The organism is Phaeovulum sp., from assembly GCF_047638075.1.
In the GTDB taxonomy this organism is placed as follows: domain Bacteria; phylum Pseudomonadota; class Alphaproteobacteria; order Rhodobacterales; family Rhodobacteraceae; genus UBA6197.
Genome location: NZ_JBLJBV010000034.1, coordinates 29913 through 51629, shown reverse-complemented (window position 1 = coordinate 51629; position 21717 = coordinate 29913). Strand labels below are relative to the sequence as shown.

18 protein-coding genes and 2 pseudogenes are annotated in these 21717 nt (G+C 61.0%); 4 read left to right on the top strand and 16 right to left on the bottom strand.

The features are described 5' to 3' along the window. The 3 genes and pseudogenes from ACM62R_RS05215 to ACM62R_RS05205 all read left to right on the top strand — a co-directional run. Window positions 1-457: DUF1214 domain-containing protein (locus ACM62R_RS05215; RefSeq protein WP_415183000.1), on the top strand; the 457-nt coding region annotated here is incomplete at its 5' end. A gap of 195 nt (window positions 458-652) precedes the next feature. Beyond that, window positions 653-976, top strand: a pseudogene (locus ACM62R_RS05210) (IS110 family transposase); the annotation flags it as partial. Window positions 977-1008: 32 nt separating this feature from the next. Beyond that, window positions 1009-1236: pseudogene (locus tag ACM62R_RS05205) on the top strand (IS110 family transposase); the annotation flags it as partial. A gap of 569 nt (window positions 1237-1805) precedes the next feature. Here ACM62R_RS05205 and ACM62R_RS05200 read toward each other — a convergent pair. The 12 genes from ACM62R_RS05200 to ACM62R_RS05145 form a co-directional block, all read right to left on the bottom strand. Next, window positions 1806-1943 carry an entericidin A/B family lipoprotein gene (locus ACM62R_RS05200; RefSeq protein WP_415182999.1) on the bottom strand — a complete coding sequence of 46 codons (138 nt, stop codon included), beginning with the start codon at window positions 1941-1943 and terminating at the stop codon, window positions 1806-1808. 278 nt (window positions 1944-2221) lie between these two features. Continuing rightward, complete coding sequence (locus ACM62R_RS05195; protein WP_415182998.1) at window positions 2222-2977, bottom strand: SDR family NAD(P)-dependent oxidoreductase; 756 nt, start codon at window positions 2975-2977, stop codon at window positions 2222-2224. A gap of 137 nt (window positions 2978-3114) precedes the next feature. Next, window positions 3115-4461, bottom strand: a complete 1347-nt coding sequence (locus ACM62R_RS05190; protein WP_415182997.1) for an ATP-binding protein — start codon at window positions 4459-4461, stop codon at window positions 3115-3117. Next, window positions 4458-5117, bottom strand: a complete 660-nt coding sequence (locus ACM62R_RS05185; RefSeq protein ID WP_415182996.1) for a response regulator — start codon at window positions 5115-5117, stop codon at window positions 4458-4460. The genes ACM62R_RS05190 and ACM62R_RS05185 overlap by 4 nt, the downstream gene beginning before the upstream one ends. Window positions 5118-5374: 257 nt before the next feature. After that, complete coding sequence (locus ACM62R_RS05180) at window positions 5375-6151, bottom strand: amino acid ABC transporter ATP-binding protein (RefSeq protein ID WP_415182995.1); 777 nt, start codon at window positions 6149-6151, stop codon at window positions 5375-5377. A gap of 1 nt (window position 6152) precedes the next feature. Then, entirely contained in the window at window positions 6153-6815 is a 663-nt protein-coding gene (locus ACM62R_RS05175; protein ID WP_415183003.1) for an amino acid ABC transporter permease, read from the bottom strand. Continuing rightward, window positions 6815-7462 carry an amino acid ABC transporter permease gene (locus ACM62R_RS05170; protein WP_415182994.1) on the bottom strand — a complete coding sequence of 216 codons (648 nt, stop codon included), beginning with the start codon at window positions 7460-7462 and terminating at the stop codon, window positions 6815-6817. Before ACM62R_RS05170 ends, ACM62R_RS05175 begins: the two co-directional genes overlap by 1 nt. Before the next feature lie 68 nt (window positions 7463-7530). After that, on the bottom strand, window positions 7531-8346 hold the full coding sequence (locus tag ACM62R_RS05165) for a transporter substrate-binding domain-containing protein (protein ID WP_415182993.1): 816 nt from the start codon (window positions 8344-8346) through the stop codon (window positions 7531-7533). A gap of 93 nt (window positions 8347-8439) precedes the next feature. Then, the gene (hutU, locus tag ACM62R_RS05160) at window positions 8440-10119 is read right to left on the bottom strand and encodes a urocanate hydratase (RefSeq protein WP_415182992.1); all 1680 of its coding nucleotides are present in this window, start codon (window positions 10117-10119) and stop codon (window positions 8440-8442) included. 12 nt (window positions 10120-10131) lie between these two features. Further along, entirely contained in the window at window positions 10132-11286 is a 1155-nt protein-coding gene (locus ACM62R_RS05155; RefSeq protein WP_415182991.1) for an acyl-CoA dehydrogenase family protein, read from the bottom strand. Next, entirely contained in the window at window positions 11283-12431 is a 1149-nt protein-coding gene (locus tag ACM62R_RS05150; protein WP_415182990.1) for a CaiB/BaiF CoA transferase family protein, read from the bottom strand. Before ACM62R_RS05150 ends, ACM62R_RS05155 begins: the two co-directional genes overlap by 4 nt. Next, entirely contained in the window at window positions 12428-12721 is a 294-nt protein-coding gene (locus ACM62R_RS05145; protein WP_415182989.1) for a hypothetical protein, read from the bottom strand. Before ACM62R_RS05145 ends, ACM62R_RS05150 begins: the two co-directional genes overlap by 4 nt. A gap of 198 nt (window positions 12722-12919) precedes the next feature. Between ACM62R_RS05145 and ACM62R_RS05140 the strand changes: the two genes are divergently transcribed. Further along, window positions 12920-13648, top strand: coding sequence for a GntR family transcriptional regulator (locus tag ACM62R_RS05140; RefSeq protein WP_415182988.1), 729 nt, complete (start codon window positions 12920-12922; stop codon window positions 13646-13648). A gap of 122 nt (window positions 13649-13770) precedes the next feature. Here ACM62R_RS05140 and ACM62R_RS05135 read toward each other — a convergent pair whose 3' ends face one another. From ACM62R_RS05135 to ACM62R_RS05120, 4 genes are all read right to left on the bottom strand, one after another. Next, on the bottom strand, window positions 13771-15627 hold the full coding sequence (locus ACM62R_RS05135) for a cation:proton antiporter (protein WP_415182987.1): 1857 nt from the start codon (window positions 15625-15627) through the stop codon (window positions 13771-13773). A 177-nt stretch (window positions 15628-15804) separates the two neighbouring features. After that, a complete protein-coding gene (locus ACM62R_RS05130; RefSeq protein WP_415182986.1) occupies window positions 15805-18918 on the bottom strand; it encodes a hypothetical protein in 3114 nt (1037 codons plus the stop codon). Window positions 18919-19130: 212 nt separating this feature from the next. Then, a complete protein-coding gene (locus ACM62R_RS05125) occupies window positions 19131-20414 on the bottom strand; it encodes an O-acetylhomoserine aminocarboxypropyltransferase/cysteine synthase family protein (protein ID WP_415182985.1) in 1284 nt (427 codons plus the stop codon). Window positions 20415-20680: 266 nt separating this feature from the next. Next, the gene (locus ACM62R_RS05120) at window positions 20681-21682 is read right to left on the bottom strand and encodes a hypothetical protein (RefSeq protein WP_415182984.1); all 1002 of its coding nucleotides are present in this window, start codon (window positions 21680-21682) and stop codon (window positions 20681-20683) included. Between the last annotated feature and the right edge of the window lie 35 nt (window positions 21683-21717).

The following is a 21717-nucleotide window of genomic DNA, read 5'->3' as shown; positions in this document are numbered from 1 at the left end:
GGCTGCGCAGGTGGCCATAGCCTCTCAATCAGCGTCATTCCGAAGGTGTTACGGCCCTGAGCAGTTGATGGATGCGGCCACGATGTTCTTCTACGGATTCACCGGCATCACCCCGGCGATGACCTTGAAGAAGGCGGGCGCGGGGTCGGCCTATGCCATGACGACCCGTGATTCCAACGGCGATTTCCTTGACGGCGGCAAGACCTACAAGATCACGCTTCCCGGCCCGGTTCCGGCCAAGGATTTCTGGTCCTTCGTTGTCTATGACAACCAGACCCGGTCACTTCTGGAGACGGATCAGAAGCTGGCAGGTGTGGACAGCAACGACAAGGCGCTGAGCGTGGGTGCGGACGGGTCCGTCACCATGTGGTTCGGCCCCAAGGCTCCGGAAGGGCATGAGGCCAACTGGGTACAGACCATGCCGGGCAAGGATTATTTCGTCGGCTTCCGGCTTTAGGTACCGCTGGAACCGTGGTTCAACAAGAGCTGGAAGCCCGGAGATCTGGAGCCAATCAGCGAGTAATTTCAAACAACATGACGGACCGCGCAGCACGCAGGGTCCGTCACGAAACAGAGTTGAGAAACGCCTGAAAAATCTGCCGCTCATGGCGTGATCTGGTAGGCTTGGGCAACCCTTCAAGGGGTCATTCTGATGCGAAAGCAGCCTACCTTTCCAGGTCTTCGCGATGCAAAGGCCGTATTCCAACTGCATGGCGCGTCGATGTCAGGCCAACTCAAATTCCGCACGAAGCTGGCGCGCTCTCGGTTTCGAAAGTTCATGGCAGATCAGCCGCCTTCGGTTGCCGTGCTGGAGGCTTGCGGCAGCGCTTATTACTGGGCGCGCGAGATGATCAAGCCTGCGCATGAGGTAAAGCTGATGGCACCGCAATATGTGCGCCCGTTCGTCAAGCGGCAAAAGAATGATGCATCCGACGCCGAGGCGATCGTGATTGCGGCGCAGCGTCCTGAGATGCGGTCTGTCGTGCCAAAGTCAGAAGATCAGCAAGCCTTAAGGCGATCGCCCCGCATTATGTCAAACCCTTCGTCGGGCATCAGAAGAATGACCAGAACGATGCAAAGGCCATCTGCACTGCCCTGATGCTGCCGAACATGAAGTTCGTGCCTGCCAAGTCCGAGGAGCAGCAAGACATTCTAGCCCTGCATCGGGCGCGCCGCCGCCTTGTCAATCACAGGACTGCACTGGTGCGCCAGATGCGCGGTCTGTTGCTCGATCGCAAGGATCTGAGCGTCGCTATATCTTGTCATCTTCATTCGGACCTTCCTCAGTCAGCGTGCCGAAAAAATCCTGCTTTCGCAGCTCCCTAACTTCGAGAGGATTACCGAGGCACCGCGATGCCCGCAAATCAAACGGGCGCTGCACCGCCATATTTTCTGTCGCGTGGCGCTATTGCGTCCGTTGTTCAGCCGGGGGTTGCGGCGCTGTCGGTTCTGGTGCTGATCCTTGCTTTGTTGGGCGTTGATACGGCCTGCGCGCAAATGCAGGGGCCTATTGGCGCGATTAACCTCTGCGGTGGCTGCCGCAGCCAGGCCGCGCGTCGTTGCGATGCGGACTGCGCCGTGCCTTGCCCGTCGCCATGTTCGTGGCCATGTCCGGTCTTTTTGCGGGCGGGTATTGCTTGCAAGGGGCAGGTTCAGGTGGTCCCGTCCCAACCGACAAGGCGCGACTTAGGCGGTTTGTCTGGCAATCTGCAAATGCCAAAAGCAAGCGGTGGCTGATCAGGGCGAGACCAGTCCAAACCCCGACCGGTCGGGGCTTAACGCTGAATGCCAGCCACCTTTCGTTCTTACATGTCTTTTTGCGCTTTGTTGGCCTCAGAAGTGATCGCGCCACCAGCGGTTTCAAGATCGCGCCCCGCACCCTTGACGGTTTCGCAGGCGGTCAGTGCCACCAGGGCAATCAAGACAATCAGGTGGGTTTTCATTTCGCGTCTCCATGTAACGGGTTGTTCTTTTGTAACCCTCTCTTAACGTTGGTCAATCGTCAACTGAAGTGGCACCATTATTCAACAAAGAGAGGGGGTGGTTTTGATCGGTCGTGTCGGGGTCCAATCTCGCAAGAGTGGCAAGATAAGCAGGCTACGGGCTGGGGCAAACGGTCAGCCCCCTGCGCCGCCTTCAAGGTAAGTCAAATGGCCCGCCCGCGCCGGATGGAAAAAGCCGCGCATCTTTAACCTTTGTCCGGCAAAGACCCTGCCTGTGGCTAGTGCGCCGTGTAGCCGCCATCGACCAAATGATAGGAACCGGTAATAAAGCTGGCACGATCTGACAGCAAAAAGACGATCAACGCGGCTACCTCTTCGGGTTGGCCAAGGCGGTTCAGGGCATGCTCACCCTCAAGAAGTTCAAGCGTTGCCGCATCCAGCGCGTTGCTGACCATCGGCGTGTGGATAAAACCCGGGCCGACGGCATTGACCCGAACACCCGCGGCGGCATGTTCCAGCGCGGCATTTTTTGTGGCCCCCAGAACACCATGCTTGGCGCTTACATAGGGCGAAGAGCCTGCAAACCCGACCGAGCCAAGGATAGAGGCCACATTGACCACAGCACCGCCACCCGCCTTTTCGATCTCGGGGATGGCGAAACGCATACCATAGAAAACGCCGGAAAGGTTGATGTCGATCACCTTTCGCCAGGCATCAAGATCATAACTGCCGGTAGCGGCAGACGGGCCCCCAATGCCGGCATTGTTGACGATACCGTGCAGCGCACCGGTTTTCTTGACCGCGAAAGCAACCATGGCTTCGACGTCATCGGCCTTTGCCACATCCACCGTGAAGGCATGTGCCTTGCCATCCTTTGCCGTGATGGTTTTAGTGATATCTTCGGCATTGGCCGGGTCAAGGTCGGCTACAATCACTGTTGCACCGCTTGTCGCAAGCTCTTTGGCGGTAGCCGCGCCAATGCCCGAGCCCCCACCTGTGACAATGATCGTTTTACCATCAAAGCGCAGATCCATGGCTTTTCTCCTTTATGATGCGGGATTTTCAGGTCCGCTCTGTAGGTAAGCATGAATGGCGCGGTTTTTAACGCCTTACGGGCAGGTTCCTTGTTTATTTCCCTGCGGGTTCAGACGGCGGGGCACAAGAGGCGTGTTCAATCGTCTTGCTGACGGGGCCAGACCGGAAGTGTCAGGCTTGCCTCAAAACCCGAAAGCTGGTCGGTTCGGGGTGATTTCAAAACCAACTGGCCACCGATGCGACCCGCAATTGCCGCAACGATGGCAAGCCCGAGGCCACTGCCTTTGCTGTCGGAACTGCCACGCTCAAAGCGGGATGTCAGGCGCGCCAGGGTGTCGGCGGGGATAACCGCCCCCTCATTCGCGACGATCAAAGTGCCCTGTGCCGTCAGGTCAACATCGACCGTGCTGCCTTCTAAACCGTGGCGTAGCGCGTTTTCGATAAGATTTCGGCAAACTATGCCGAAGGCGTCTGGATCCAGATCTGACAGTATCGGGGTCTTTGGCAGTGTCAGCACGATGCGGCCGGGCGGAATTGTGCGTCCAATGTCGTCGGCAACAATACGTGCGACCGGACGCAAATCAGTGGGGTGATCCAGTTGCAGCCGCCCACCTTCGGCGCGGGCCAGTTGCATCAGTCGTTCGGCCACCCGCGTCAACCGCTTTAGCCCGGCCTCAATATCAGCGGCCCGCTGCCGACAGACGGGGTCGCTGGTTTCAGACTGTAGGCGCTGTGCCTGTGCAATGGCCCCGGCAAGGGGCGTGCGCAATTCATGCGCGGCATTGGCGGCAAAGCTGCGCTCGGCGTCAAAACTGGCGTTCAGCCGGTCAAGAACCTTGTTCAAAGTGTCTGCCACGGGGGCGATTTCCCACGGCAGATCGCCGGTTGGCACGGCTGACAGATCGCGCGCACTACGGGCGCTGAGGTGATCGCGAAAACGCCGAAGCGGCGACAGGCTGGCCCGCACTGCAAGGATGATCGCCAGCAATGCCACCGGGATCACCACCAGCAACGGCAGGGCAAGCCCGATCTGGATTTCGCGCGCAACCTTGCGGCGGGCCTCCAACGGCTCTGCCACAGTCATGCGGACACTGCCTTGCAGTGCGGTTTCAGTATAAAGCCGGTGGGTTTCAGTTTGCTGAAACCCAACCCCCTCATCGCGCGGAAAAATTGCAGCCTCTGCCGCGTGGGATTGCAGCAGCACCCGCCCCAGAGCGTCACGGACGATATAGGTAAAGAACTCGTCGTGGTCCTGGATCGCGACCAGCCGTTGCGGGGTATCATCGTCTTCACGCCCCAGAATATCCAGAACTGCGAGCGGCAGCAGGCGTTGCGCGGTTTCTTGCAAGGCGGAATCAAAGACCTTGCCCATCTCGTTGCGAAGCACCACGCTTGTTCCCCACGCGGCGGCAATCCACAAAAGCGTCAATAAAACGCCCAGCGACAAAGCCAGACGCGATTGCAGGCTATGCGGGGCTTTCATGGTGTACCCAAGCGGTAACCCATGCCGCGTTCGGTGACAATCGCGGTTGCGCCCAGTTTCTTGCGCAGCCGGCTGACATGGACTTCGATGGCATTGCTTTCGATTTCTGAACCAAATGCATAAAGTTTCTCTTCCAGTTGCGGCTTTGACAGTAATTGACCGGGGCGGGTCAACAACGCCTCGAACAACGCCCATTCGCGGGCGGTCAACTGGATTGGCTTGCCGTCGCGGTGAATGCTGCGGGCCGCGATGTCTATGGTCAGCGCGCCGTGGGTGATGATTGGGTTGGGGTTGCCGCAATAGCGGCGCACAACCGCGCCAATGCGCGCGGATAGTTCTGAAAGGTCAAAGGGTTTGACAAGATAATCATCCGCGCCTGCATTCAGCCCGTCGATCCGGTCCGATATCTGATCCAGTGCGGTCATGATGATCACGGGTGTGACATCGCCGCGCGCGCGCAGACCTTTCAAAAAGGGAATGCCCCGGCCATCGGGCAACATCAGATCCAGCAAAAGCAGATCATAAGCCACCCCCGTCAGCGCATCGCGCGCCAAATCCAGCCGCGTGACCCAATCCACAGACTGACCGTCGCCAGCGATCTGGTCGTGTATGGCAGAGCCCAAGACTGTGTCGTCCTCAATCAGCAGGATGCGCATGACCCGTTCCGTTTATGGTGTTGCCAACCTCTATGATCCATCTGCCTGACGCAAGGCTGAGGCGGTCAGGATAAACGCGTCAGCATCCCGTCAGGTTCGCCGTGGGGGGCTGCATCATGACGGGTGCGATTTCGGGCGGGGCCGCCTGGGCCTGTTTTGACAGTCGTCATTTTACGGTTTTCTCGCACGGGGGGCGCTGCGTGATCCTTGTTGCGCAAACGGGGTCGATCGGTTCTTTGATCGGCCCCGTCGTCTGTTCAGATCACATTGCGTTCGTGATAGGTGCGCAAGAAGGCTTGGATGCGCGGATCCTCGGGCTCGCGCAGGATCCGCGAGGGCGCATCGACGCCGACCAGCTCGCCCGCCTCAAGAAAGGCGACCTGATCCGCGACATGCGCGGCAAAGCCCATCTCGTGGGTGACCACAACCATGGTCATGCCGCCTGCGGCCAGCGCTTTCATGACGTTCAAGACCTCTCCCACCAGCTCGGGGTCAAGCGCCGATGTGGGCTCATCAAACAGCATCAGCCGCGGGTCCATTGCCACGGCGCGGGCGATGGCCACGCGCTGTTGCTGGCCGCCCGATAAACGTGCCGGGTGGTTGTCCTTGCGGTCCGATAGCCCGACGCTGCGCAGCGCCTCGGCTGCGCGTTCCATCGCGACGGATTTGCGCAGACCGCGCACGCGGATCAATCCTTCGGCCACGTTCTCCTGGGCGGTCATATGGGGCCACAGGTTGAATTGCTGAAACACCATCCCGATCGTGCTGCGCATCTGGCGCAGGCGCTGGGGTGCCATTCGGCGGCCGCCGGGGGATTCGTAGCCGATCAGTTGGCCGTCAATCAGCACCTCACCGGATTCATATTCCTCCAGGAAGTTGATGCAACGCAACAGCGAGGATTTTCCCGATCCCGAAGGCCCGATCAGGCAGGTGACCTTGCCCGGCGGGATCGACAGGTCGATGTCCTTGAGCGCGTGGAACTCACCGTAATATTTGTTGACTTTGCGGATCTCGACGGAGGACGCCTCAATCATGTCAGGACCTTTCGATCAGATGGCGGGTAATGCGTACCTCAAGCCGGCGGCCGATACGCGAGATGACTTCGACGAAGATCCAAAAGAACAACGCCAGCGCCAGGTTTGCTTCAAGATAACGAAACGTCATCGTCGACATATACTGGGTTTGGTACATCAATTCGGGAACCGTAATGATCGACAGGATGACGGTTTCCTTGGTCAGGATGATTGAAAAGTTGACCAGCGCGGGCAATGCCGAAACCAGCCCTACGGGCAACAGGATGCGCCGCACGATGCTTAGTTCCGCCATGCCGATGGCGCGCGCCGCCTCGATCAGACCCAGTGGCACCGCGCGGAACGCCGAGCGGAAAATCTCGGCAAAATAGGGGCTGCCGTAGATGGTCAGGCCGACCAGCCCGGCCGGAATCGGATCAAGCCGCAGGCCGATCATCGGCCCGCCGTAATAGAGCAGGAACAGCTGCACCAGAAAGGGCGTGCCGCGGATGATTTCAATGTAGATTTGCAGCACCCAGCGGACCGGCGCGTTACTATAGCGTTGCACCACCGCAATCAGCAGTCCCAGTGCTGCGCCAAAGGCGGTGCCCAGCAACCAGCAGACCACCGTGATGAAAAAACCGCGCAGCAGCAGCGGCCCGTATTCGGCTATGATCGACAGATCCATCACACGGCCATCCTGTGTTCAAGGTAGCGGCCCAACGCGGCAAGGCACAGGTTGATCGCCAGATAGAGAATGGCCGCCGCCAGATAGGCCTCTAGCGGGCGAAAGGTGACCCCGGCCTGTGCCTGACTGGCGCGGGTAATCTCCATCACGCCGACGACCGAGACCAGCGAACTGGCCTTGACCAGCAAGATCAGCTCATTGATCAGCTGCGGGATCGACAACGCCACCGCCTGCGGCAGAATGATACGAAGCCAGCTGTCGCGCGGGTGTATGCCGATGGCGATTGCCGCCTCGGTTTGGCCGCGGGGCAGGGCCAGAATGGCACCGCGCCAGATTTCTGAGATATAGGCGCTGGCGACAATGCCGGTTGTTCCGACTGCGGCGACAATCGCCGGCACGTCGATCCCGATGACCGGCAGCAGGAAAAACACCACCAAAAGCTGCACCAGCATGGGCACACCGCGCAGGTAGCTGACCCATGCTGCGGCCGCTATTCGCGCAGCGCGCGATTTTGACAGTGCCATGGCGCACACGATAGCACCGATAACCAACCCAAGCGCAATGCCGAGGCCTGACACCAGCAAGGTAAACCGGGCGGCCAGGATCAGCGGCCAGAAATCGTCGATCAATGTCTGAACTGAAAACATCTATCCCCTCGGATTTGGGGCTACGGGCGAGGAATTTCCCCGCCCGTTCGCGATTGGTGTCTTTGGGATCAATTCGTCGGCACTTCGCGTGGCAGCTCGGTATAGACGCCCAACCATTTCTCCTGGATTTCCTTGACGCGGCCGTCATCGGTCATTTTCAACAGCGCGGCATTGATCGCATCGCCAAAGCTTGCGCTATCGTCGCCGGGGCGCAGCACCCAACCGAAATAGGTCGGTTCGCCAAACTGTGCCGGTTCAAACAGCGCGAAGGTTTCCGGGCGTGCCTGGACCATCGTGGTCAGGTTCGGCATCGAGGCGGCAACCGCATCCAGACGCCCGGCGGCCAGGTCGGCAAACGCCTCATCATTGGTGCCGTATTCCTTGACGGTCGCGCCGCCCAGGCTGTCGGCAAAAGCCTTGAGTTGCTTGAACTGTGCTGTGCCTTGCTGAACGCCGACGGTCTTGCCCTTGATATCCTCGGGCTTCATCAGATCCGATCCGGCAGGCTTGACCAGTGCGACCGTCGCATCAGCGATCGGGATGGTGAAGGTATAGCGATCCAACCTTTCGGCGGTGATCGTCACCGGTGCGATCACGATGTCGAACTTGCCAACCTCTAGCCCCGGAAGCTCGGCGGTCCATGGGATGTCCTGGTAAACCACGCTCACCCCCAGTTCGGCGGCAACGCCATCGAACAGATCCTTGGTCATGCCCTGATAGACGCCGCCGATAATCATGTCGAAGGGGGCGTAATGCATGTCGGTTGCGGTAACGATCTGGCCCGCGGCCTTTATGTCGGCCAGCTGATCAGCGATAGCCGGCGCCGCAAGGCCCAGCGTGGAAAGGCCTAGCAGGGCGGCCTTGAACGTCGTGGTTATTTTCATGTGGTACTCTCCCGATTGGTTGGCCCCATTGTGGGTGCCGGGTTATCTTGGCTTAAATCGTACTGACGGTAAACAAGGCTGCGGAAACCGCAGTTACAAGATTGCCGGCAAATCAAGCCCGTGTTCACGGGCGCAATCCGTGGCAATCTGATAGCCAGCGTCGGCATGACGCATCACGCCGGTCGCAGGGTCATTCCAAAGCACGCGGGCGATGCGCCGATCGGCATCTTCGGTCCCGTCACAGCAGATGACCATGCCGGAATGTTGGGAAAACCCCATGCCGACCCCGCCACCGTGATGCAGGCTGACCCAGGTGGCGCCGCTTGCGCAGTTCAGCAAGGCGTTGAGAAGGGGCCAGTCTGACACCGCGTCCGAGCCGTCCTTCATCGCCTCGGTTTCGCGGTTCGGGCTGGCGACGCTGCCTGAATCCAGGTGATCGCGGCCGATAACCACGGGCGCCTTCAACTCGCCGGTTCGGACCATTTCGTTGAAGGCCAATCCGGCACGGTGCCGGTCGCCAAGGCCGATCCAGCAGATCCGCGCGGGCAGACCCTGAAACGCGATCCGGTCTTGCGCCATATCCAGCCAGTTGTGCAGATGGGTGTTTTCAGGAAACAGCTTTTTCATCGCCGCATCGGTCTTGTAGATATCTTCGGGGTCGCCAGAAAGCGCCACCCAACGGAACGGCCCGATGCCTTTGCAAAAGAGTGGGCGAATGTAGGCAGGCACAAAACCGGGGAAGGCAAAGGCGTTCTCAAGCCCTTCTTCCAGCGCCACCTGCCGGATGTTGTTGCCGTAATCCAGCGTCGGCACACCAGCGTTCCAGAAATCGACCATCGCGGCGACATGCACCTTCATGCTGGCGCGCGCGGCGGTTTCCACTGCTTTGGGGTCGGTTTCCTGCTTGGCGCGCCATTCCCCGACACGCCAGCCCAGCGGCAGGTAGCCGTGAATCGGATCATGCGCCGAGGTCTGATCCGTGACCATATCGGGCCGCAGGCCACCGTCCTGCATCCTGCGAAAAATCTCGGGAAGCACTTCGGCGGCGTTGCCGATCAGCGCCACCGACTTTGCCTCGCCCTTGGCGGTCCACTCGGCAATCATCGCCAACGCCTCATCCAGGGTGTGGGCCTTGGCGTCGCAATAACGGGTGCGGATGCGGAAATCGGCGCGTGTCTCGTCGCACTCCACCGCCAGGCAGCAGGCCCCGGCCATCACTGCGGCCAGCGGTTGTGCGCCGCCCATGCCACCCAGCCCGGCGGTCAGGATCCACTTGCCCTTGAGGTTGCCGCCATAGTGCTGGCGCCCGGCCTCGGCAAAGGTTTCATAGGTGCCCTGCACGATGCCTTGGGTGCCGATATAGATCCAGGACCCGGCGGTCATCTGGCCGTACATCATCAGGCCCTTGCGGTCCAATTCGTTGAAGTGATCCCACGTTGCCCAATGCGGCACGAGGTTTGAGTTGGCGATTAGCACACGCGGCGCGTCCGCATGTGTGCGAAAAACGCCGACCGGTTTGCCCGATTGAACCAAAAGCGTCTCGTCTGCCTCAAGCGCCTTCAGGCAGGCGACGATCTTGTCATAGTCTTCCCAGGTGCGGGCCGCGCGCCCGATACCACCGTAAACGACCAATTCATGCGGGTTTTCGGCCACGTCGGGGTGCAGGTTGTTCATCAGCATCCGCATCGGCGCCTCGGTCAACCAGCTTTTCGCGGTGATCTCGGATCCGGTCGCAGGGTAGATGTCGCGGGTGTTGTGGCGGGGATTGTCCATTTCGATCTCCGTTCAGGCCAGAAGATTGCCGGAAATGATGGTGCGTTGAATCTCGCTGGATCCTTCATAGATCCGCATGATCCGAAGGTCGCGGTTGATGCGCTCGACCGGAAAATCGCGGGTGTAGCCATAGCCGCCATGCAGTTGCAGCGCGGTATCGGCAATGCGGCCCGCGGCCTCGGAGGCGGCCAGTTTCGCCATCGAGGATGCGAGTGAGAACCTCGCCCCGCTTGCATGTGCCGCCTGACGTTGGCGCGCGGCGTCCTGCGCCAGCAGCAGCGCCGAGCGGTAGGCCACGCCCATGTCGGCAATCATCCAGCGAATACCTTGCCGGTCGCTCAGGGCCTGCCCGCCGATGACCCGGTCTTTGGCGTAGGCCAATGCGGCGTCCATCGCCGCCCCGGCCAACCCCAGACATTGCGCCGCAACTTCGATCCGGCCATTGTCCAAAACCTGCATGGCGGTGCGAAAGCCTTTGCCTTCCTCGCCCAAAAGCGCGTCTTGCGGCAAATGACAGTCGAGGCTCAGGGTAAAGACATGCCCGCCTTTCAGGCCCATTGTGCGCTCGGCGGCCCCGGGCTCCAGCCCGGGCGTTCCTTTGGGCACGATAAAGGCGGAAATGCCACGATGGCCCTTGTCGGGGTCGGTCACGGCGTAAATCACGATGAAATCCGCCACGCCCCCGTTCGAGATGAAACACTTCGTGCCGCGCAGGTGCCAGCCGTCTGCGGTGCGATGGGCGCGGGTCTTCATGTCGGCCGGATCAGAGCCGGCGGTAGGTTCGGTCAGGCCAAACGCACCCAGCAACTCTCCGTCGGCGGCGCGTGGCAGCCAGTGGGCCTTTTGCGCATCGGTCCCGCCCAGCAAAATGGAATCCGTCGCCAGATAATGCGCCGTCAGCGCCGATGCCGTCGAGCCACAGGCCCCCGCCACGATTGCGACCGCCCGCAACAACGCCGGCGCCGATATGCCAGAGCCGCCGCAATCCTCGGGCAGGTTCGCGCCAAACATTCCGGCCTCGGCCAGAACCCGCAACTGATCATGCACAAAGGTGCTGGTCTCATCGGTTTGGGCAGCCTTTGGGGCGATCTTGTCGGCGCAGATGCGCGTCAGCACGTCGCAGAAAAGCTGTTCATCGTCAGATAGCATGTACCAGTCGTTATTCATGCGGTTTTCTCCAGTCCCAAGTCGCGCAGGATTGCGGCGCGGTCTGCACCCAGTTGCGGGGCTGCAGTGGCGGCTACAGGTTTTTCACCATTGAAATGCACCGGCTGGCCGACCACTGGCACAGTGCCCAACACCGGATGGGGCAGGGCGTTGACCAATGTGCGGGCGCGGGCGTGTTCGTTATCGGCCGCTTGCGCGATATCCCAGATCGGGGCACCGGGCAGGCCGGCGGCGGCCAGCGCGGCAATGGCGGCTTCGGTGCTCAGGCTTCGCGACCACTGCTCAATCAGCGCCTTCAGCGCGGGTTCGTGTTCGGTGCGGCTTTCATCGCTGGCAAAGCGCGGGTCTGTCGCGGCCTCGGGGGCGCCTATCAGCCCCGTCAGCGCCGTGAATTGCCGCGCGTTCAGCACCGCGATGACAACTTGCCCGTCGTTGGTGGCAAAGCAGCCAAACGGGGTGGATAGCGGATGGCGGTTGCCCACACGCGCCGGTAACTGCCCGGCGTAAAGATGCAGCGCATGGCTGGTGGTCAGCATGGAAAACAGCGCATCATACATCGCCACATCCAGCGCGGCCCCTTGGCCGGTGGCGGTACGGTTGACCAAGGCTGCCATGATCGACCAACTGGCAAACAGCCCGGCGATCAGATCGGCCATGCTTTCGCCGGTTTTCAGCGGGGTGCCGCCTTCTTCGCCAGTGCTTGCCATCAGCCCAGACATCGCCTGCACGACCAGATCATAGGCCGGCAGGTCACGAAACGGCCCCGACTGCCCAAACCCCGAAATCGAGCAATAGATCAGCCCCGGATTGGCGGCGCGCAGGGTGTCAGCCCCCAACCCCAACCGCTCTGCCACACCGGGGCGAAAATTCTCGACCACCACATCGACGCGTGAGGCAATCTGCTGCGCAAGGGCAAGATCTTCGGGCGCCTTGAGATCCAGCACGAGGCTTTTCTTGCCGCGGTTATTCAACGTGAACAGGGCGCTTTCACCATCCTTGAACGGGCCGATATGGCGGTAATCGTCGCCGGTGGGGGGTTCCAGCTTTATGACCTCGGCCCCCAGATCCGCCAAAAGCGCGGTGCAATACGGACCCGCCAGAACGCGCGTCAGATCAAGAACGCGGATACCCTGCAATGGCTTCATAGCGCCGCCCCTGACGCCAACGCGGCCAGCGCATATGCGCGCGGGGTAAAAATTGGATTGGACATTCTGGCCTCCGAAAATGCGGGTATGACAGTCGATAGACGTGCGGGAAGGGCCCGGTGGGTCAGCCGGTCAGGCGCAGCGGCGGCGTGCCCTTCGTGGGGGGCCGAATCGACCCGGGACACCGGGATATGATCGCCGTTCATGGCAATGTTAAGGTTAAGCAACGTCTTGTAATGCACTGATATATCAGCGTTTAACCGGGGCGCATCAGTTTTGGTGATCTGCATTGCGTTGGCTCTGTCTTACGGGGTCACTATTGGGTAATTGGGGTATGAATAACTCTTGCTTCTAATTATGTCCAAACATATATTCAAGCGAAGCTTGTGTTGGTAAAGAAATCTGACGACGGCCAAAAGAAAGACGGTGAAGGTGATCAAAGTCGATCAAAGCGGCACAAACTGCGCCCGACGGTTCGGGGGTCAGCAATGACGGATGCGCGGGCTAACCCAACCCGAATACAGTCAAAAGCACAGGCAATCGAGGCCGAGGTGCGCCGCAGGATCGTCGAGCGCGATTGGCGCCAAGGTGAACGCATCCCCGACGAAGTTGATCTGGCGATTGAGTTTGATGCGGCGCGATCAACCGTGAACAAGGCGCTGCAGCGTCTGGCGGATGAGGGGCTGTTGGAGCGTCGCCGCCGCGCCGGCACCGTTGTCGCCACTGATCCGGTGCGCAAGGCGACGTTCACGATTGCCATCATGCGCGAGCAGGTCGAACAGGCCGGAATGGCCTATGGCTACCGGGTCGTGGCGCAGCGCCGCTCGCCGGTTCCCGAAGATATCGCCACGCGGATGGGTATTGCGCCGGGCAGGGTGATGGTCCACATGCGGGCGCTGCACTATGGCAACGGCAAGCCTTTCCAACTGGAAGATCGCTGGCTGAATTCCGAGGCGGTGCGCGGGCTGGAACACGCTGATTTCCGGCACCTGAATGCCAATGAATGGCTGGTGCGCAATACGCCCTATCTACACGGCGAGATGAGCTTTTCTGCCGAAAATGCAAGCTACCGCGATGCAAGGCTGTTGCAGATTGAGCCCGGAAAGGCGCTTTTGGTGCTGCATCGCAGTACCTGGAACGATCTTGGTCCGGTTACGACGGTGCGGCTCGCCTTTCAGCCCGGCCACATCATGACGACCAAACGCAGCGACGATTGAGCCCGGCCCCTGATTTTGCAAACTCCGCGGCCAATTTCAAGCCGGCACCGGGGTGTGCCGTTTCGCCCTGATCGGCAGCAAGCGGCAGATACGGGCACGCGGTTTTATCGAGGGGCAGACAATCAGTCGTCGGATTCAGGGGGGGCAGGGTTGAACCGCTCCATCAGCGCGGCCTCCAGTTCACGATTCAATTCTTGGGTGCGGGTCAGATACGCTGTGTTTTGATCCACGGGCACATCGGGCTTCCAGACCTCGGCCAGATTACGCACCGCCTCTCGGTCCAACCGGAAAAAGATCTTTTGCAGCTCGGCTGCCTCGAACTCTGACAGGCCGACGTTTTCCAGCACATAGCGTCCGGCCCTGACAGAGCTGTCAAACATTTCCCGCACGATGTGATCCGCGCCAGCGCGGTAAAGCTCAAACACATGGATCCGATCGCGGGCGCGGGCGATGATGCACAGATCCGGGCGGATCCTGCGGGCATAGGCGACCAGCCGCGTGGTTGAGGGCCGATCATCCACGCAAACGACCATAACCTGTGCCGCCGCGATACCGGCAGCTGCCAAAAGATCAGGGCGGGTAGGATCCCCGAAATAGGCTTTTGCGCCAAATTTCCGCATCAGCTGAATGGTTTTCAGGTCATTATCCAGCACCGTTGTCTTGAAGCCTGACATCGTTACCATGCGGTTGACCACCTGCCCAAAACGCCCCACGCCTGCGATGATGATCTGTTGTTGATCGTCAATCGCGTCTGCGGCCTGTGTGGCGCTTGCGTCGCGCATCCGGCGTGCCAGATAGTCGTGCAAGATGAACAGCAGCGGCGTGATCAGCATTGATAGCGCCACCACCACCAGCACCATCTGCGCGAGGTCGCCCGGCAAGATCCGCTGCGTGACCGCAAAAGACACAAGCACAAAGCCAAATTCGCCCGCTTGCGCAAGCCCGAGGGTGAACAACCACCGATCCTGCGCGCGCAGCCCGAATACGCGCCCCAGCCCATAAAGGATAAGCGCCTTTAGCGCCACCATCCCCACGACCAGCCCCAAAACGACAAACGGTGCCGAGGTGATGATGGAAAAGTTGATCCCCGCGCCTACCGTGATGAAAAACAGCCCCAGCAGCAGGCCCTTGAACGGCTCGATATCGCTTTCCAACTCGTGTCGGAATTCGCTGTCGGCCAACAGGACGCCGGCCAGAAACGTGCCAAGCGCAGGTGACAACCCAACCAGCAACATCAATGAGGCAATGGCAACCACGATCGTCAATGCCATCGCGGTATTGATTTCCCTTAGTTTGGCAGCGTGGACATAGCGAAACATCGGGCGGATCAGGAAATGCCCTGCCAAAATAACCGCCCCCACCGCGCCCAGCGTGACAAGCGTCATCCCCCAGCCCGGCAGGCCGTCAAGAAAATGGGCGGCGGCATGGTCTACGGAGTTCTCGGCCTTTGCCAATGCCCGGGCCCCCGGAAGCGCCAGCAATGGCATGAGTGCCAGCATCGGAATCACCGCGATATCCTGCGTCAGCAGCACCGAAAACGCAGATCGCCCGCCGGCCGTCTGCATCAGCCGCTTTTCATTCAGGGTCTGCAAGACGATCGCGGTAGAAGACGTTGAAAATATCGTCCCAAGCGCCAGCGCAACCCGGAAATCATAGCCAAACGCCATCGCCGCAAGCGTGACCGCCAATATCGTGATCAACACCTGCAATCCGCCAAGGCCCAGAAGTTTGTCCCGCATGGCCCAAAGCGCGCGTGGCTCCATCTCCAACCCGATCAGGAACAGCATCATCACGACGCCGAATTCCGCAAAATGTTGCAGATCGTTGGTTTCAGAGCCGACAAGCCCCATCAACGGGCCAATCACGATCCCCGCGCCAAGGTAGCCCAACACTGACCCAAGCCCCGCACGCGTGGCCAATGGCACCGCAATCACCATGGCAATCAGGTAAAGTGAGGCTTGAAGCAGGAAGCTTTCCATCCAGTCTCCGGTCAGGGGGCGCCAGGCATCATATCTTTACGCCGTGCAAAATGGCACGGGGCCGACAGACGGCACGGGGGCGCGTGTCATGATAGGTCAACCCTAACGCAAGTGCAGTGGCGTGCAAGGGGGCAAAACCCGCCAAAAGGCCGCATCCGTCGGTTCGGTGACGGGTATTCAGCCGTCTTTCAGGAGTTTCAGCAATAGGCTTTTGCCGTTCTTTTGATAGGTCAGTTGGCCATCGCCAATCCCGGTCACGCGACCCCCATCAAGTTTGTCACCGACCTCGACCTTGACAAATTTGCCATTTGCCAGCCGCACCAGGGCGCGTCGATTACCCGATGAACCATATAGCCCGATCAGGTTGATCTTGCCCATATTAAGCGCGTTTTTCTGTGTCGCCTGTTTCGCAACCGAGGCGCTGGTGGGCACTTTTGGCGTGGGCGCCACGGGCTCGGGTTCGTCGATTTCCTCGTGCTGCGGCGCGGCGGGGGCTGCTTTGGGCAGCGTTGCGATGCGGGCCGGGGCGGCGACTGCTGCGGCAGGTTCGGATGCCACGGCAAGCGCCAATGCCGCCTCTACCGCACCTGAGAAGTTGCGTGGCCTGTTTGCCGGGCGCCGCGATACGCTGACCGCTTGTGGCGATGCGCTGGCAAGGGATTGTTCCAACGCGGCGGCGGCGGCAGCTTCGGCCTTTTGGGCGGCCAGGGCGCTTGCGGCGGCGGCTTTGATCGCTGCCGGGCGTGCGCGCGGTGAGGCTGCCTGCAGCGCTGCATAGCGGGCCTTGTCCGCCGGGGACAGGATTGCCCCTTCGTCAAGAGGAAGGGGCGCGGCGGCGGGTTCGGTGGGGGTTTGGGTTGGCGCAGCGGGGGGCTTGATGCTTTTGGGGCGCGAAACCGGGCGCCGCCCGGCAAGGGCCGGGTCAAAATAGGGTTCAGGATCAACGGTTTTTGCATTTGTAGCAGCCGAGGCCGGCGTAACGGCAACCGGCGCGCGGGATGCGGCAAGGGCCGCCTCAATCACGCTTTTGGGCCGCTCGCGGGGTATGCGGGGCGGGCGCCCGGCATAGAGTGTAAAGCCCCCCGGGGCGATTACCCCCTGCGGCGTGGGTTGCAACAAGCCGTCTGGCGCAATCCGGGCCAGCCGGTCATAGGGCACAGGCTCTGGCAACGCAGCGGGGCGCGGATCGTCGGCCAGTGTGCCGATGGGGGGTAGCTCAGACCCGGTTCGCGTGACCGGCGCGGGGTCGGTGGGGGAAATCCCCAGATCTACCAGCGCCTCTCCCGGTTGCTGCCCGTCTTGTGGCTCTACGGCCCCCCAGACGCCGCTGTTACTATCGAGAGCGGGGGGGGTGACAGCGCTGGGTGCGGCACTTGCCGGGGGGGATGCTTCAGCGGTTTCTGGCGCCGGATCGGTTGCTGCGGATGTTGAGACGTCTGCGGGCGGGGTCGCCGTATTTTCGGCGGTTTCTGGCGCTGATTCAAGCGCGGTTTCAACCGGCGAAGGTTGCGAGGCAGCGGTGGTGGGCAGGTCATCCCGGGCCAGCACCGAGACGGTTTGGGGTGCCTCCCGATTGCCCAGAATGCTTGACCACAGCGCGACAATTCCCATGAACAGCACCAGCGCGGCGGTCAGCATCAGCCCCAGATAGCGCGGTTTGTTGCGCACCAATCGCCTCTGGCCCCCGAAGACGGTTTTAGAAGGCGCGGGATCGGGTCCCGGGTCAGCTTCTTGCATCGCCGGGGCTGCGTTGCGCACCGTCGAGGTGTTGATGCGCGCAATCAGATCACGCGCGATTGCCTTACTGGCGGCCCCCCCGATTGCGGCGGTTGATCTTGCAGCGGCTCGAAATGTGGCGCCGGCCTTGGCGGATGGCTTGGTCTGCACCGGGGCATGATGATCTTTGCGTGCTGCGCGGCCGTCGGTTGCGGCCCCGGTTTGCGGTAGATCGGGAATTGCCAGATCGGGTGCCAGCACGGACGTTGCCAGTAAGGATGTTGGTAGCGGCCGGTCGCCGGGTTTTGACGGCTTGGGTGCGGCATCCGCTGGTGTCTGGGCGTTGCGGGCAGGGACCGCCCCAAGACGGGGGGCACCACTGGGAACACTGTCCGGGTTGGCAGAGATCGGTTTGCGCCGCGATACAAACGGCGCGACCGAGGCTGCGCGCCCGGGCAGATCTTCCTGGGGGTCTGGCAGTGCGATGATCTTGGCACCGGGAACGCCTTGCTCGTGCCTGGCGTCTTGGGGGGCGCGGTCTGTCCGCGGCATCCTTGAGGCACCGGAGTCGGGATGATCCGGGCCTGTCACGGCGATGGCCTCTTGCGGCAAGGTCGGCGCCTTGCCTGCGATCGGCGGATCCTGAGAGGGGGGTGCATTGTAGGGTGGATCCTGGGGTTGCGGGGCCTCGGGCGGCGGATCCTTGGGAAGGGGGTCTTGTGGTATCGGATCTTCTTTTGGTGTTTCGGGGTGCGGTGCGGTCGGTGAGGGGGCCGGAACCTCGGGTTGATCTGGCTTTGATGGCAGGGCACCGGGCGCAGGTTTGGCCGGTTCAACAGAGCGCGCGGATGCGGCGGGCTTTTGCGGCAAAGCCACAGTGGCCGGTGCCGGGGCTGGCACTTCGGGTGTCAAAGACGCGCCGTTTTTATCTCTGATGCGCGCATGACCCACGTCTGCTTTTGTGCTGACATCAGGGGTGTTTGCGGCGGGTGCCGGGGGCGGGGGGGGCATATCGGGGCTTGGCGCGGGTGGCTGAACCAATCGGATCGGATCTTGGTCCCGATCAAGCCGCGACCCTTCGGGCAGGTGCTGCGCGGCGGTTGAGGTCAGGCCAAAAAACGGCTCTCCGGCAAATGTACCGGGTTCGGGCAGCGCGACGAAGGAGACCGGACTAAAGCCGTGTTGTTCGGCAAAGGCCTCGGCCTCGGCCAGGGTTTCACGGGCGACAACGGCAACCTGCACACTTTTGCCGGTGCCAGACCAGTCAAATACCAAATCGGCAACCGCATAAGGGGTGCGCCCCTCAAGCGCGGCGGCGATCTGAGTTCGGCGCCGGGCGGCATCGGGGCCGGGGGCGTCCAGTTCCAGATAGAGGATTTGTGATCCGGGGATCACCAGTTTTGAGGTGACCCCCTGGGGGGCCAACCCCAGCGCCAAACGTCGCAAACGCCCCATTGCGCCCGGAAAATCAGCGACGTCGGGCATAACGGATCCCACACTGATCCACCCTGCGGCGCTGCGATGCCACAGGCCGATGCCGTCATGTGAAAGATTAAGCGCAAAATTGGGTTTCATTCCGAGGATCTAGCACATCTCAAACAGGCGCCGAAACTGGCGCGTCGGGTTCTGCCTTTGGTAAAGCAGTTTTCCGCGCATTGAAAGAAGAACACCTCGGTGGTGGCCCTGATTTCTTGTAGTGGCGGGTGTGCGGCGCGATGGTTGCAAGGGTGGTAGAACGGGATCGGGCCGAGGTTTCACCCCGGCCCGTTGATGATATCGCACTGATGTCAGGCGGTGGCGGCGCTAAGCGCCTGATCGAGATCGGCGATCAGATCGCCCGCATCCTCGATCCCGACCGACAGGCGCACGACGTTGGGTGCAGAACCGGAGGCGCGTTGCTGCTCTTCGCTCAGCTGGCGGTGCGTGGTGGATGCCGGGTGGATGACCAAGGAACGCGTATCGCCCAGATTGGCGACGTGGACAAAAAGTTTGAGGTTGTCCACCAGCTTGACGCAGGCATCATACCCGCCCTTGACCGCAAAGGTGAAAAGTGCGCCCGCGCCCTTGGGACAGACCTTGGCGACCCGACCGTGCCAGGGCGACGAGGCCAGCCCCGCATAGGTCACAAATTCGACCCGCGGATCAGCCTCCAGCCATTCCGCAACGCGTTTGGCATTGGCAACATGCCGTTCCATCCGCAGGCTGAGGGTTTCGATGCCCATCAGTGTGTAATGCGCCCCTTGCGGGTTCATCGTCATACCCAGATCGCGCAGGCCGATGGCGATGGAGTGGAAGGTATAGGCCATGGCCCCCAGTGCCTCGTGGAATTTGAGACCGTGATAGGCGGGTTCGGGTTCCGAAAGGCTGGGAAATTTACCGCTGGCGGACCAGTCGAATTTACCGCTGTCAACAATCACGCCGCCGGTAACGGTGCCATTGCCGGTCAGGTATTTCGTTGCGGAATGGACCACCAGCGTGGCGCCCTGTTCGATGGGCCGGCACAGGTAGGGGGTTGCGAGCGTATTGTCGACGATCAGCGGCAGGCCCGCCTTGTCGGCGATTGCCGCCACCATCGGCAGATCGGTGATGTAGCCACCGGGGTTCGAGATGCTTTCACAGAAAACCGCGCGGGTGTTGTCGTCGATGGCGGCCTCAAGGGCGGCGGCATCGTCCAGATCGACGAATTTCGCGGACCAGCCAAAACGCTTGATCGTCTGGCTGAACTGGGTGATCGTGCCGCCGTAAAGCCGGGTCGAGGCGATGATGTTGCACCCCGGGCCCATCAGCGGAAACAACGCCATGATCTGGGCCGCGTGACCTGATGAGCAGCAAACAGCACCGGCACCGCCTTCGAGGGCGGCCACCCGGGCGGCCAGCGCGGAAACCGTCGGGTTGGTCAGGCGCGAGTAGATGTAGCCCACCTCTTCCAGGTTGAACAGACGCGCTGCATGATCCGCGTCTTTGAAAACATAGGCCGTGGTTTGATAGATCGGCACCTGGCAGGCCCCGGTGGCTGGATCTGGTGCAGCGCCGGCGTGAACCTGCAGCGTATCGAATGCGTAATCGCTCATCGTCATCTTTCCCCAAAATGGTTCGCGGCACCTTAGCCGAGCGTCTGGCCGGGCACAATGTCGCGGCGGGGCGAATCGGGGGGCGAAAATCACGCAGCAGGTGGGTGGTGCGAAATCGGTTTTCGCCAGTTGCGATCAGCTGGACGTTTTTTCCTCAGGAATGGTCAAGTCAGGGAATGCGGTCCTGATTTCTGCTGATGCGGGATTTTTGGGCACGAAGGTAAAGGCGCCTTCGGCGAGAGTATTTTTTCCAAAAAAAAGCCTGCTCAGCGTAGCCAGAGCCCTTCGCGTTTGATCCTGTTACGGATGACTTGTTCGCGCCTGGGCAGGGCATCGCGGTCAAACAAGGCGCGGACCTTGTGGCCTTTGCGCTGCAAGACCAGCTTTTTTATCGGCTCGTACGCGCGCAGGATCTTTTTTACCGGGTTTGGAGCGCAGATCTGTTCCAAAATCTCAACAACGTGATCGGATTCTCGCGCATATAGCAGTGGAAAATTTCGGTAATGACAACTGATATGTCCATCCAGTCCGGCCAAAGCCGCGCCGGGGCGGCCGCCCCCAAGGGCGTGAATGACCAGGGGCAGGGCAATCTGGTCAAGCCACGGATCAAGGCTTTGGCAGGCCAGTTCATCGGGGGGGGTATCGCGGATAGAGCGCGCGTAGTCGAGAAACCGTTTGCCAAAGGCCACTGGATCGGGCCCAAAAAACCAGCCTGCGTTGAAATAGAGATAGCGTTCCCAATGCTCATCTGGGTGTTCAAGGTCCAGGGACGAGGCGAAATCAAGCCCGAAGCGATCATAGAGCGATTTCCAGATGCCGCCGTAGCCCGGGCCGTAAAGGGGGGGCTCGGGCCAGGTTCCCTCGCGCCGCATTGAGGCTGAGGGGCGGGCAAAATCGAATTGCGTGGGGGTGAGTGGCGCGGTGAAGAGGGTGTCGGTGTCAAAAAAGACGAAAGGCCGGTTTGCGGGGAGGGCACAGAGCGCCTCTATCTTGTTTCCGCATGGGTAGCTTTGACCGAAGGCGAGCGTTTCGAATGGCAGGATTTGCGCGCCACAACCCTCCAACAGCGCGCGCACCGGGCTGCTGATGCGGGTATCGCCCTTCCAGAGCGGGCCGGGTTGTGGTTCGGCAATGAACAACGTTCCTGCAAAGGTCGGGTTTTGCGCGCGAAATGAGGCGGCCAGAATTATGGCTTCGTATTCAAGCCTTCCGCTTTGAGCGACGCAGACGACGTTGAACTCTTGTTGTTTGGTCTGAGTTGTCGCCATAATGACCGATGTCCCTGTTGTTTTGCCCCACTATA

Bases quoted from the DNA above. Each gene is read 5' to 3' on its own strand.
- ACM62R_RS05200 (WP_415182999.1), bottom strand. From the start codon at position 1,943: ATGAAAACCCACCTGATTGTCTTGATTGCCCTGGTGGCACTGACCGCC.
- ACM62R_RS05195 (WP_415182998.1), bottom strand. From the start codon at position 2,977: ATGGATCTGCGCTTTGATGGTAAAACGATCATTGTCACAGGTGGGGGC.
- ACM62R_RS05190 (WP_415182997.1), bottom strand. From the start codon at position 4,461: ATGAAAGCCCCGCATAGCCTGCAATCGCGTCTGGCTTTGTCGCTGGGC.
- ACM62R_RS05185 (WP_415182996.1), bottom strand. From the start codon at position 5,117: ATGCGCATCCTGCTGATTGAGGACGACACAGTCTTGGGCTCTGCCATA.
- ACM62R_RS05180 (WP_415182995.1), bottom strand. From the start codon at position 6,151: ATGATTGAGGCGTCCTCCGTCGAGATCCGCAAAGTCAACAAATATTAC.
- ACM62R_RS05175 (WP_415183003.1), bottom strand. From the start codon at position 6,815: ATGGATCTGTCGATCATAGCCGAATACGGGCCGCTGCTGCTGCGCGGT.
- ACM62R_RS05170 (WP_415182994.1), bottom strand. From the start codon at position 7,462: ATGTTTTCAGTTCAGACATTGATCGACGATTTCTGGCCGCTGATCCTG.
- ACM62R_RS05165 (WP_415182993.1), bottom strand. From the start codon at position 8,346: ATGAAAATAACCACGACGTTCAAGGCCGCCCTGCTAGGCCTTTCCACG.
- hutU (WP_415182992.1), bottom strand. From the start codon at position 10,119: ATGGACAATCCCCGCCACAACACCCGCGACATCTACCCTGCGACCGGA.
- ACM62R_RS05155 (WP_415182991.1), bottom strand. From the start codon at position 11,286: ATGAATAACGACTGGTACATGCTATCTGACGATGAACAGCTTTTCTGC.
- ACM62R_RS05150 (WP_415182990.1), bottom strand. From the start codon at position 12,431: ATGAAGCCATTGCAGGGTATCCGCGTTCTTGATCTGACGCGCGTTCTG.
- ACM62R_RS05145 (WP_415182989.1), bottom strand. From the start codon at position 12,721: ATGCAGATCACCAAAACTGATGCGCCCCGGTTAAACGCTGATATATCA.
- ACM62R_RS05140 (WP_415182988.1), top strand. From the start codon at position 12,920: ATGACGGATGCGCGGGCTAACCCAACCCGAATACAGTCAAAAGCACAG.
- ACM62R_RS05135 (WP_415182987.1), bottom strand. From the start codon at position 15,627: ATGGAAAGCTTCCTGCTTCAAGCCTCACTTTACCTGATTGCCATGGTG.
- ACM62R_RS05130 (WP_415182986.1), bottom strand. From the start codon at position 18,918: ATGAAACCCAATTTTGCGCTTAATCTTTCACATGACGGCATCGGCCTG.
- ACM62R_RS05125 (WP_415182985.1), bottom strand. From the start codon at position 20,414: ATGAGCGATTACGCATTCGATACGCTGCAGGTTCACGCCGGCGCTGCA.
- ACM62R_RS05120 (WP_415182984.1), bottom strand. From the start codon at position 21,682: ATGGCGACAACTCAGACCAAACAACAAGAGTTCAACGTCGTCTGCGTC.